General features: G+C 56.3%; 8 protein-coding genes. 7 read left to right on the forward strand and 1 reads right to left on the reverse strand.

Features of this window, described 5'->3' with window-relative positions; all coding sequences use genetic code 11:
• Positions 1–198 precede the first annotated feature (198 nt).
• The 4 genes from IDH41_RS00575 to IDH41_RS00590 are packed head-to-tail and all read left to right on the forward strand — an operon-like array spanning position 199 to position 5,780.
• Complete coding sequence (locus tag IDH41_RS00575; protein ID WP_190857301.1) at positions 199–915, forward strand: ABC transporter ATP-binding protein; 717 nt, start codon at positions 199–201, stop codon at positions 913–915.
• A 22-nt stretch (positions 916–937) separates the two neighbouring features.
• Entirely contained in the window at positions 938–1,957 is a 1,020-nt protein-coding gene (locus IDH41_RS00580) for an efflux RND transporter periplasmic adaptor subunit (RefSeq protein ID WP_223829330.1), read from the forward strand.
• A 46-nt stretch (positions 1,958–2,003) separates the two neighbouring features.
• Positions 2,004–4,880, forward strand: coding sequence for an ABC transporter permease (locus IDH41_RS00585; protein ID WP_190857641.1), 2,877 nt, complete (start codon positions 2,004–2,006; stop codon positions 4,878–4,880).
• Between the two features lie 3 nt (positions 4,881–4,883).
• Positions 4,884–5,780, forward strand: coding sequence for an ABC transporter ATP-binding protein (locus IDH41_RS00590; protein ID WP_190857304.1), 897 nt, complete (start codon positions 4,884–4,886; stop codon positions 5,778–5,780).
• Between the two features lie 160 nt (positions 5,781–5,940).
• On the opposite strand, the gene IDH41_RS00595 is transcribed toward IDH41_RS00590, so the two are convergent.
• Complete coding sequence (locus IDH41_RS00595; RefSeq protein WP_190857306.1) at positions 5,941–6,690, reverse strand: helix-turn-helix domain-containing protein; 750 nt, start codon at positions 6,688–6,690, stop codon at positions 5,941–5,943.
• Between the two features lie 276 nt (positions 6,691–6,966).
• Here IDH41_RS00595 and IDH41_RS00600 point away from each other — a divergent pair, with 276 nt between their 5' ends.
• From IDH41_RS00600 to IDH41_RS00610, 3 genes are all read left to right on the forward strand, one after another.
• Positions 6,967–8,373, forward strand: a complete 1,407-nt coding sequence (locus IDH41_RS00600) for an ABC transporter substrate-binding protein (RefSeq protein WP_190857308.1) — start codon at positions 6,967–6,969, stop codon at positions 8,371–8,373.
• Positions 8,374–8,472: 99 nt separating this feature from the next.
• On the forward strand, positions 8,473–11,382 hold the full coding sequence (locus tag IDH41_RS00605; RefSeq protein WP_223829331.1) for an extracellular solute-binding protein: 2,910 nt from the start codon (positions 8,473–8,475) through the stop codon (positions 11,380–11,382).
• A gap of 63 nt (positions 11,383–11,445) precedes the next feature.
• Positions 11,446–12,354: a carbohydrate ABC transporter permease gene (locus IDH41_RS00610; protein WP_190857645.1), complete on the forward strand. Its 909-nt coding sequence runs from the start codon at positions 11,446–11,448 to the stop codon at positions 12,352–12,354.
• Positions 12,355–12,368: the final 14 nt, after the last annotated feature.

Here is a 12,368-nt window from a genome sequence, read left to right on the forward strand (position 1 = left end):
ACCGAGCGGATAGCCGAATAGACAACTTTAACGAAGCTGCCGCTGTAAACGGCAGCTTCGTTCGTTTATCGATAGGAAATCGACAAGACCTATCATTTGCAGGGTGAAATGCCGAGAAACGGAAGGGTACGGTTCAGGCAACGGTAGCGCTACAATGACTAATAACCAATAGCAAACGCACGAAAAAGGGGGATGGTCATGCCGCAAATAGAGAGGGAAAAGGAACGGCCCGGAGAGACGATCCTGGAAGCATCGGGGGTCAAGCGGGTGTTCGGCCGCGGTCAAGTTACGGTTACGGCGCTGGATCAGATCCATCTTGCCGTGCCGGCCGGATCCATGGTGGCGCTGAAGGGCAGATCGGGCTCCGGGAAAACAACGCTTCTTAATATACTCGGTGCGCTGGACGAACCGTCGGAAGGTTGCGTCTTCTTGCGGGGACGGAAAATTACCGGATTGCCGGAAACCGAGAGGAGCCGGATTCGGCGCACGGACATCGGGCTTGTGTTTCAATCGTTTGGACTGATTCCGCTCATGTCCGCCTACGAGAATGTCGAGTTCGGCCTGCGCGTCGCGGGTGGACCGGCCAAGGACAACCGCGAGGCGGCGGAACGGGCGTTGGAGAGAGTCGGCATGCGGGAGAGGATGAAGCATCGTCCGATGGAGCTGTCCGGAGGCGAGCAGCAGCGAGTGGCAATCGCGCGCGCGATCGCGCACCGGCCCTCGCTTCTCATCGCGGACGAACCGACCGCCGAGCTGGACAGCAAGATGGGGCTGCAGGTGATGCGCGTATTTCGGGATCTTGTGAGCAACTCCGGCATGACGATCGTCCTGACGACGCACGATCCCGGCATTATGGAGCTTGCCGATTACGTTATCGCATTGGAGGATGGGAAAATTGTATCGCAGACCGCATAGGCTACGTCGTTGGTTTAGTCGGATGAAGATAATTCCGGTCAACTATGGCATTGCGCTTGTCCTATTGTTGTCCGCGCCGGGCTGCTCGCTCCTGCCCGTCGAAGACGAGGCGCTGCAGCCGCCGCTCGTCCAGCCTGCTTCGGAGCCGCTTGATATCGTGGAGGCGGCCAAAGGGAACATCGAAACCTATTTGAAGGGGACGGCGAATTTCGTCTCCGCCAGCTCGGCCGCTCTTTCGTTCAAGCAGTCCGGCGGCCGCTTGAAGTCGATCAACGCGAAGGTAGGCGAAGAGGTGAAGGAAGGCGATCTGCTCGCGGAGCTGGAGACCGGCGATCTGGAGCTCCAGCTTAAGCTGCAGAGGCTGAGCGTGGAGCGCGTCCGCTTGCTGTATATGGAAGCCAAAACGTCCGGCGTAAGCGATACCGACTTGCGGCTGCGCGAGATCGATCTGGAGCGCGAGACTTTGCAGCTCGACAATATGGAGAATAAACTTGCCTCATCCCGGCTTTACGCTCCAATATCGGGAGTCGTCATTTTTGCGGAATCGCTGAATGAAGGCGATCAAGTGAACGCCTTCCAGACGATTATTACCGTCGCGGACCCTTCCGATATGCAGCTGACCTATGTTGCGTCGGAGTCGAAGGACCTTCTTCCCATTGAAGCGGGGATGCCGGCGAACCTGAAGTACAAAGGGAAGGAATATACGGGCAAGGTGCTGCAATCGCCTTCCAACGCGCCTCTTGCCGCCGATGCGGCGAAGGCGGAACGCCAGGCGGTGACGATCGTCATCGGCATGGATAACGCGCCTGACGACGTACAGATCGGACACAGCGCCGAGCTCACGATTCGCCTGCAAAGCCGCGAGAACGTCATCGTCCTTCCACGGTCGGCGATCCGCTCCTATATGGGACGCAGCTATGTACAGGTCTCGGATGGCGACCGCCGCAAGGAAGTGGACGTCGAGCTCGGTCTGACGACGCCGACCCAAGTGGAAATCGTACAGGGGCTTGAGGATGGCGATCAGGTCATTTTGAACAATTGACGAATTCATGATGCCCGGAACAACCGGGAGGGAATGGGGTGTGCGTATGGCCTTATGGACGATGATCCTTCGCAAGATGGCGAACAACAAGTGGCTGCAGCTGAATCTGTGGTTTGGCCTGACGTTGTGCGTGGCCTTGTTCAGCTCGATGCCGCTCTACTCGGAGGCCATCCTGCAGCGGACATTGACCAAGGAGCTTCAGCAAATTCAGCATGAAGAGGGCGTTTACCCGGGCTATATGCGGATCGCGACAACCGTATCTACGTCCAAGATGGATGAGAAATCGATAAAGTCGATTGCGCGCGCGGACCGATTCGCGAGGGCGATTCCGGATCGTACCGGGCTGGACGCCCTATCCTTCTACCAACAGCGGTTCACGCATAAGATGAAGGTTTACGGCGCCGACGCCGACGAGCGGGAGAAGCAGTATCAGAAGACGGCCGGAAGCTTCAAATCGTTGTCCGATATGGAGAAGCGCGTCAAGCTGATCGAAGGCCGCATGCCGGCCGACCGGCAGGACGGGATATTCGAAGCGCTGGTCACGCAGAAGTTTCTGTTCGCTGCGAAGCGCGCTCTCGGAGAGGAGCTGATCCTGGAATCGCCGGAATCGGATCGCGGCACATTCCGCGTCATTCCCGTCGGCATTATCGAGACGGATGCCGCAGCCGATCCGTACCTCCCCTACTTGACGAACGAGACGGAGGACGGCTTCCTCATACCGTTCGAGCAGTTCGACCGCGAATTCGTGAAGGGCGGCAAAGCCCGTCTCACCTTGCTGGAGTGGCGCTTCGCCCTGAACTACGAGCAGCTCGCCGTGGACAAGGTTGAGCCATTCACGCAAGCGGTCACGGATATCAAGCGCTACTTCCGCGGTCGGCTTGGGGTGGAGGAAGTGAATATTCCGGCCATCGAGACCGTATCCTCGTATCAAGGCAAACAAGAGAAGCTGGATATTATGATGCTGTCTCTGTATGCTCCGGTCATGCTGATGCTCGCCTTCTATTTGTACATGGCGGCCAATCTCATCATCGAGCGGCAGAAGACGGAAATTTCCGTGCTTCGAAGCAGGGGCGCCAGCCGTCTTCAGATTATGACGGCGTACGTCATCGAAAGCGTCATGCTCGGAATCGCGGCATTAGCCGCAGGACCGTTCCTTGGCGTATGGTTCACCGGGGCGCTTGGCGCGTCGAACGGCTTCCTGGCGTTCGTCCGGCGTTCTGCATTGGAAGTGAGCTTATCCAGCACCGCATATAAAATAGCGGCGATCGCGGTCGGCGGAGCTATTCTGCTTACTCTGATCCCGGCGTTCCTCGCGACGAGGGTTACCATTGTCGGCCACAAGCAGCAGATGGCGCGTCGATCCCAAATGCCGTTCTGGCACAAGGCGGGAGTTGACGTTATCCTTGTCGGCTTGTCGCTGTACCTTCTCTATAATTTCAATAGAAGGCAAGAGGATTTGAGGCGGCTGGCGCTGGATTCCGATGCGCTGCAGCTTGATCCGCTGCTGTTTCTCATGCCGGCGATATTCGCCTTGGGCGGCGGATTGCTTGTCCTGCGCGTGTATCCTTGGCTTATCCGTCTCGTCTATTGGGCGGGAAGAAGGTGGTGGCCGCCTGCGCTTTACAACACTCTCGTGCAGATCAGCCGTTCCTCCGGTCAATATTTGACGATCAAGGTGTTCCTGATCATGACCGTCGCGACGGGGCTGTTCAGCGCCAACGCGGCGCGCACGATCAACGATAATATGGAGAGCAAGATCCGATACGCCATCGGGGCGGATATCGCGCTCGCCACGAAATGGGAGAGCGACGCTCCGCCTCCTTTGTCCACGGCGTCGGTGCCGCAGGCAGGAACCGGATCGGAGAGCCTCGCGGAGACGAGGCGGGTGCAGTATACCGAGCCTCCTTTTCAAGCCTTTGAAAAGCTGGAGGGCGTGGAGTCCGTCGCCAAAGTATTCCGGAAGCCCGATGCCAGATTCAGCGCCGGCGCTGGCGGCACGTCGGGCAAAACCGAGCTTGTCGGCATCGATACGATGGCTTTCGGAAGCACGGCATGGATGAAGGGAGGTCTGCTCGACTATCCCATTAACAGCTATTTGAATCTGATCGCGCCGGACCCCAAGGCCGTGCTAATCTCGCGATCGCTCGCCGACAAGGCCAAGCTGAAGCCGGGCGATCCGATTCGCCTCAATTGGGACGGTCTGGATCAGGCGCAGTTTACCGTTTACGGCATGATCGATTATTGGCCGAGCTGGAATCCGCTGCCGTCCGCCGCCGGCAATGACGATAAAGCGGCCGAGCCTCACCTCGTCGTCGGCCATCTCGGCACCGTTCAAAACCGGCTGGCCGTCGAGCCTTATGAAGTATGGATGAAGCTGAAGGCAGGCGCGTCGAGCCAAATCGTGTACGATCAATTGAAAGAGAATCGCGTGCAGGTCACGAGTCTTCGCGACGCGACGCAGGAGCTGATCCGCTCGGTCAACGATCCGTTCCGCATGGCGATTAACGGCGTCATGACGCTCGGCTTCGTCATTTCCATGCTGATCTGCTTCTTCGGCTTCCTTCTCTTCTGGCTGTTGACACTCGCCGGCAGATCGCTGCAGTACGGCGTGCTGAGAGCAATGGGGCTGCCCTTCCGCCAAATGATCGGCATGCTCGTCAGCGAGCAATTGCTGACCTCCGGAGCGGCCGTCGTCATCGGGGTCATCGTCGGCAATGCGACCAGCGAGCTGTTCGTGCCTCTATTCGAAATGTCGTTCGCGACGGCCGACCAGGTGCCGCCGTTCGAAATCACCTATCAGCTTGACGATTATTTGCGGCTGTACGGCATCGTAGGCGCCATGTTGACGACAGGGCTGCTCGTGCTCGGCTACCGGCTGTCACGCACGCGTATAGCCCAGGCGCTGCGACTGGGAGAGGAGTAAGCGATGATTCAATGCGAAGGACTGGTCAAAATTTATAAAACCGCCGATCTGGAAGTCGTTGCGCTTCAAGGCCTCGACATGCTGGTCGAAGGCGGCGAGCTGATGGCGATTATCGGCAATTCCGGCAGCGGCAAGTCCACGCTGCTGAACATGCTGGGGGGACTCGACAAGCCGTCGGCCGGCAAGCTGCTTGTCGACGGCAAAGATCTGCTCGCTTGCACGGAGAAGGAGCTGGTGGACTATAAGAGGGAGACGGTCGGATTCGTCTGGCAGAACAATGCCCGAAATCTCATTCCTTACTTGACTGCAAGGGAGAACGTCGAGCTTCCCATGCTGCTGAAGGGCAAGCGCCGCAGGGAGCGCGCAAGCGAGCTGCTGGAGGCGGTAGGGCTCGGCAATCGGATGAACAACCGGCTAAGCGAGTTGTCCACCGGCGAGCAGCAGCGGGTGGCGATTGCCATCGCGCTTGCGAACAATCCGCGCATGCTGCTTGCCGACGAGCCGACCGGTTCCCTGGATACGTATACGTCCAATCAGGTGCTGGACCTGTTCCGGTCGCTGAACCGTTCCATCGGCATTACGATCGTCATTGTCACCCATGATCCGCAGCTGGCCCGCAAGGTCGACCGGGTCGTTCAAATTCGCGACGGCAAGACGTCGGCGGAAATGATTCGCCGCGTATCGTACGCCGAGGAGCTCGCCCTCATGGACGCCGAGGACGCCCTTCCCGAAGCGGAAAGCCATATCGAATACGCCGTTGTGGACAAAGCGGGCCGGCTTCAAATCCCGGCCGGCTATTTGGATGCGGATGGCTTCAAGGACAGCAACAAAGTGCGCGTCGAGATGGAGGACGGCCGAATCGTTCTGTATCCCGGGGAGGAAGCAAGGAAAACGGGCTGAAGACCGGAGCTCGGTCCCGCTCATAAATGAACACGGTCGTTCAGGTAAAATGCGCAAATGCGAACTTAACGAGAACGGCGGCACAATAAAACAGCGGCAAGCCAGGACGTTAATCACTCGTCCAGGGCGCCGCTGTTTTGTTGTTTGGCAGGAGCTGACCTTAAGCCGTAATCGACATCATCTTCCGGTATTCGTTAGCGCTTACGCCGGTGTACGATTTGAATTTTTTGTAGAACCAGTCCATCTCCGAATAGCCGACCTCGCTTGCGATTTCATACACCTTCAGATCCGTGCTCTCGAGCAGGAATTTGGCCTTCTCCATGCGTTGCTGCAGCAAATATTCGTTGAAGGTCATATTCTCGTGATATTTGAATTTCTGCCCAAGGTACGAGCAATTGAAATGGAGAATGTTCGAAATTTGTTTGAGCGTAATCGTTTGGCTGAGAGCCTCCGTCACGTATTCCTTCACCTTGTCGATGACGGACAGGTCCGAGGGGGCCGATTCCGAAGGCCGCATCTCCCGATCCGCACGTCCCGCCGAGTCCAGCTTCCGTTTGATGAGCCGAAGGCTTGCCGACAATTCGTCCGCGCACAAGGGGGCGGGCAAGTAGTCGCTCACTTGATAATACATCGCTTTCCGCGCAAGCTGGAAGTTTGTCCCGTCGCCAATCAGAAGAATCGGAATCCGGCTTTCGGCGCGGATCCGGCTGCAAAGCGCAAGCCCCTCGTCCGGCATGCCGACCATATTAATGAGGACCAGCGAATAAGGCTTCGAGGCGAGCTGAGCCAAGGCGCCGTCCGCAGCGCCGGCGTTGTTCTCGATCGTGAAGCCAAGTTCAGACCAGTCCAGCGCAGCCATCGTTTTCGAATCCGTGTGACGATTTAAATCTACGATCAGCATTTTGTACATGATTATACCCCCCATGCCATTCGAGGCGTTCCGTCGATGCATGCCTCAAAAGATTACGCTTTCATTATGGAAAATGAAAATTACTTTCACAATGTGCTTATTTTTATATCGCTAGCAGATGTTTACCTTTTGCTTTTTTGGCATTCGTCCGCTTATGCGCACGTTAGTCCAATCTATCATTTGACGGGTAATAGACCTTGATTCCGACAGGTTGTTGGTCTCGCAATGTAAACGCTACACTTTGGGTGTGTTCACAAATGTCGAGGGGGATTAATGATGCGGATGGGCAAAATGATGCTTCTGCTGTGCGCGATCATTCTGGTGCTGGCGGCTTGCAGCGGCGGCACCGGAAGCGAGGGGAACGACGCCGTCACGAACGGTGCGAACGCCGGCGCGAACAATGGAACGAACGACGGTGCCGATAATGGCGGGAATGCATCCGGCAACGAAACGGGCAACACGGGAGAAGAAGAATCGTACAGCACGCCTGAAATGGATTTCGACCTGGGCGGCCGTACGATCAAGATCGTATCGTGGTGGGACATGACCATTCCGGAGGACAATCCGGACAACATTCAGCGCAAAGAGAACCTTAACGCGCTCATGGAAAAACATAATTTCAAAGTCGAGTACGTGGCCATCGACTACGGCGAGTATCAAGAGAAGGTGACCGCTTCGCTGCTGGCGGGCGAGCCGATCGGCGATATCGTCCGCCTGGGCAAGACGTATACGGTGCCGACCCTAGTGAAGCAGGACCTGCTCTGGCCGATCGACGAATACACCAAAAACCCGGTCGCGTTCAACCAGAAGGTGACGAACGAGTATTACACGTATGAGGGCAGAGGTTACGGATTCTCGGAAGGCCAAGCGAATCTCGTACAAGGGATTTTCTACAATCGTACGCTTATGAACCAACACGGTCTGAAGGCGCTTCAGGATTATGTCAATGAAGACAGTTGGAACTGGGAGACATTCATCCAAGTCGCCAAGGAAGCCAACAAAGATACGAACAACGACGGCAAGCTGGATACTTGGGGCCTGGCTAACTCCTCTCTGATGGATCAAGCCCTGTATTCCAATAACACGGGCCTCACGAAGGGCAATAAACAAAACCTGGACGACCCTGCAACGATGGAATCGCTTAATTTCGTCTCCCGCCTGGCAACCGAACAGGTTGCAAGACCGACGGAAGGCGGGGACTGGACAGAGCCGGGCCAATTTTTCCGTCAAGGCAACACGCTTATGATTGCCGGCGCGCTATGGGAGTTGAGCGGCTTACAAACGGATATGCCCGACTATGAAATCGGCTTTGTGCCTTTCCCGAAAGGACCGCACGCGACGGACTATCACTCTGCGGAAGCTTTATTCCAAGCACTTACGATTCCGAAGTCCGTTGAAAATCCGGAGCAGCTACTGTACATCTGGGAGAAAATCAACGACATCGATTCCGTGTACGAGTATCCGGATCAAGGATGGTACGAGACCTTATTCGCGAACGAGGACGACTTGAACAATGCCAAGATGGTTGCGCCTAACATGATCATTCTCGATCACAACACATTCCCGAACTTGAAGTACTACGATTTTGTCGGCGAGCTGAACAGCGGCGTGTCGGTATCCACCGTCGTCGAGAAGTACAAATCGACGTTCCAAGCCGCTATTGACGAAGTATATGGACCGTAACGTTTGATCGCGATCGTCGGCAGTTCCCTTGTAGAGCCTATTCTATGAAGGGGGCTGCCGATGAATATGTATACGTCTTGCAGCCGGAGGGGAGAAGCGTTGAACATTAGAAAAAAACGATTGGCCATTATCCTGTTGGTGCTTGCCGTAGGCGCGGCGTCGATATGGGCGTTCTATCCGACAAGCGCGACAGTCGGCGGCGGCGAGGTTCAGGCGATGGCCGACTTCGCAGCGATTACCGATTCGGCCGGGGAGGAAGGCTACGATTCGTATGTGAACCAATATGCCGATGCAAAAAGGCCGGATGAGGTCATCCGAATCGAGGGCGAGCATTACGCCGAGGCTGTCGGCGGCGGCTTCGAGATCGCCGATCGGCTGTTCGGTCTTGAAGGAGCCTCCGTTATAACGCCCGAGACGGGAACCATTGCCTGGGACGTGCCGATTCAAGACGCGGGCCTGTACAACGTCCGGATTCATTATTATCCGCTCGAAGGCAAAAGCTCCGCCATTGAAAGACAATTCGAGATTAACGGCGAGGTCCCGTTCAAAGGGGCCGACATTCTTTTGTTCGACCGCATATGGGGCAATAAGCTTAAGGAGCTTCAACGAGACGACAGAGGCAACGATCTTCGTCCGAGACAAGTAGAGAAACCCGCATGGCAGACGGCATCCTTTATTGACCGTTACGGTTATTACGACGAGCCTTATTCTTTCTACTTCGATAACGGAACGCAGCGGCTTTCCTTGACGGCGCTCAGGGAGCCGATGGCCATCGATTACATCGAGCTGTATCAGCAGGAAGAACCGAAAAGCTATGAACAACTGAAGAGCGAGTATACGGACGGCGGCAACAAGCCTGCGGCGGATCGATATGTGCTGATCCAGGCGGAGGACGCGGTGTACAAGTCTTCTCCGACCTTATCGCCGGTATCCGACAGGTCCTCTCCGACCGTCATTCCATATGACGTCTCCAAAATCCGGATCAATTCCATCGGGGGGCTGAACTGGAAGCTGCCCGGCCAATGGATCGAATGGGAGTTCGAGGCTCCCGAGGACGGCTTGTACCAAATCGCGTTCAAGGAAAAGCAGAACCAGCTGCGGGGCGTCTACGCGACGCGCAGCCTCATGATCGACGGCGAATATCCGTTCCAGGAAATGAAGCGGATCCGCTTCAACTTCCAACGCGATTGGCAGATGAACGTGCTTGGCGGGGAAGAGCCTTATTTGTTCCGCCTGACCAAAGGAAAGCACCGCATTCGCATGACCGTGTCGCTTGGCGAGATCGCGCCTCTGCTGCGGACGATCGAATCCAGCGTGCTTCAGCTTAACGAGATGTACAGGAAGATCCTTATGATTACGTCGAATACGCCCGATCCGTACCGCGATTATCAGCTGGAGAAGCGGATCCCCGATATGGTAACGGTGTTCGAGGAGCAAGCGGAGACGATTCAAAGCGTCGCGGATTATTTGGAGAAGGCAACCGGGGAGAAAAGCGACAAGGTCGCCGTCCTGCATTCGATGGCGCATCAGCTGAAGGACATGGCGAAGTATCCCGAGACGGTAGCGAAGCGGCTCAATTCGTTCAAGATCAACGTCGGCGGACTGGGCACCTGGATTTTGACGGTACGGGAGCAGCCCCTGTCGCTCGATTACCTCGTCATCTCGTCGCCGGGCTACGATCTGCCGAGAGCGGAGGCCACCTTCGCGGAAGAAGCGAAGCATGAGCTTGGCGCGTACGTCGCTTCCTACACGGAGGATTACGACAGTATCGGCAATACGTCGGAGAGCAGCCGCTCCATCGACGTATGGGTGACGACGGGACGCGATCAGGCGCAAGTGCTGAAGGCGCTGATCGACGATTCGTTCACGCCGGAGACGGACATCTCCGTCCGGCTGCGCCTCGTTCCCGGCAATATTTTGCTGCCCGCCACGCTGGCGGATGAAGGCCCCGACGTTGCCATGCAGATCGGCGAGGACATTCCCGTCAACTACGCGATGAGGGGGGCGGCCGCGGACCTGACGCAATTCGCCGATTACGACGAGGTGGCGGCAAGGTTCCGCGAGAGCGGCCTTGCGCCTTACAAGTACGATGACGGGGTCTATGCGCTTCCCGAGCAGCAGATGTTCCCGATGCTGTTCTACCGCAAAGACATTTTGGAGGAGCTGAATCTGAAGCCTCCGAGGACGTGGCAGGATGTTTACAATATGATCTCGGTGCTTCAGAAGCATAACATGGAGTTTTATTTGCCTCTTGAAGCGACGAACGCCGTTCCGAACGCAACCCTCGTGCCGAACGCGGCGTTCTCGATGCTGCTGTATCAGAACGGGGGCGAGTTTTACCGGGAAGACGGCAAACGGAGCGCGCTCGATTCCGACATTTCGATGGACGCCTTCAAGAGATGGACGCAGTTCTACACCAGCTACAAATTCCCGAAGCAGGCGGACTTCCCGAACCGGTTCCGGACGGGCGAGATGCCGATCGGCATCGCGGATTATACGACGTATAACATGCTGACGGTTATGGCGCCGGAAATTAAAGGGCTGTGGGATTTCACGATCGTGCCGGGCACGGAGCTGGCGGACGGGTCGACCAATCATGAAGTCGCCAGTCACACGACCGCGGTCATGATGCTCGACAACGCCGAAGACAAAGCGTCCGCCTGGGCATTTATGAAATGGTGGACCGACAAGGACACCCAAATCGCTTACGGCCGGGAGATGGAAGGGCTGATGGGCGAAGCCGCGCGTTACCCGACGGCTAACATCGAAGCGCTCGAAGAGCTGCCTTGGCCGGTCAAGGATTACAACAATCTGGAGAACCAGTGGAAGTGGGTCAGAGGCATTCCGCAAGTGCCGGGCGGCTATTTCACGGGCAGGCATCTGGACAACGCCTTCCGCAAGGTCGTCAACGCGAACGAGAATCCGCGGGAAGCGTTCTCGGACTATATTCTCTATATGAACGACGAGATCGAGATCAAGCGGAAGGAATTTAATTTACCGTACGAGTAAGGGGGTGGGAAGAAGGTGCAAACGGAGACGAACGCAAATCCCGCGAAGGACGCCATTCGTCCGATGCGGCAATCCAGGCTCGCCCGCATCGGCAAAGAATTAAACCGCAGCAAGCATTATTACTTGCTGATGAGTCCTTATATGATCATCTTTTTCCTGTTCACCGTCATACCGGTCGCGCTGTCGCTCGGCCTCAGCTTCTTCTATTTCAACATGCTCGAGTTCCCGCGTTTCGTAGGCTGGCAAAACTATTCGCGGCTGTTTTTGAACGACGATATTTTCATGATCGCCTTGAAGAATACGCTGATGTTCGCGGTCATTACAGGACCGATCAGTTATTTCGCCTGTTTCGTATTTGCGTGGATCATCAATGAGCTCTCGCCCAAAGCGCGGGCCTTTATGACGCTTATATTCTACGCGCCTTCCATTTCGGGCAACGTGTTCTTCATCTGGCTCATCTTTTTTTCGGGAGACAGCTACGGCTACTTGAACGGCTTCCTGATGAAGACCGGCTTCCTCCTGGAGCCGATTCAATGGCTGCTTGACGAGAAGTACATTCTCCCGATCGTCATGATCGTTCAGCTCTGGCTCAGTCTCGGCACCAGCTTCCTGGCGTTCATCGCGGGCTTGCAGACGATCGACAAAACGTTAATTGAAGCCGGCGCGGTGGACGGCATCAAAAACCGCTGGCAGGAGCTGTGGTTCATTACGCTGCCGTCCATGAGGCCGCAGCTGATGTTCGGGGCCGTCATGCAGATTACGGCATCGTTCGCGGTAGCGGACATCTCGATTGCGCTGGCCGGCTTCCCGAGCGTTAACTATGCGGCGCATACGGTCGTGACGCATCTGATGGACTTCGGCACGATCCGGTTCGAGATGGGGTACGCTTCCGCAATCGCGACGGTGCTGTTCTTCCTCATGATCGGCTCGAACAAGCTGACGCAGAAGGTGCTTAGAAAGGTAGGCGAATAATCGTGGTATTCAAA

This window comes from Paenibacillus arenilitoris (genome assembly GCF_014705655.1).
Classification (GTDB): Bacteria; Bacillota; Bacilli; order Paenibacillales; family Paenibacillaceae; genus Pristimantibacillus; species Pristimantibacillus arenilitoris.

Coding starts and splice junctions, on each gene's coding strand:
- IDH41_RS00595 (WP_190857306.1), bottom strand. CDS start 6,690: ATGTACAAAATGCTGATCGTAGATTTAAATCGTCACACGGATTCGAAA.
- IDH41_RS00610 (WP_190857645.1), top strand. CDS start 11,446: ATGCGGCAATCCAGGCTCGCCCGCATCGGCAAAGAATTAAACCGCAGC.
- IDH41_RS00590 (WP_190857304.1), top strand. CDS start 4,884: ATGATTCAATGCGAAGGACTGGTCAAAATTTATAAAACCGCCGATCTG.
- IDH41_RS00600 (WP_190857308.1), top strand. CDS start 6,967: ATGCGGATGGGCAAAATGATGCTTCTGCTGTGCGCGATCATTCTGGTG.
- IDH41_RS00585 (WP_190857641.1), top strand. CDS start 2,004: ATGGCCTTATGGACGATGATCCTTCGCAAGATGGCGAACAACAAGTGG.
- IDH41_RS00580 (WP_223829330.1), top strand. CDS start 938: ATGAAGATAATTCCGGTCAACTATGGCATTGCGCTTGTCCTATTGTTG.
- IDH41_RS00575 (WP_190857301.1), top strand. CDS start 199: ATGCCGCAAATAGAGAGGGAAAAGGAACGGCCCGGAGAGACGATCCTG.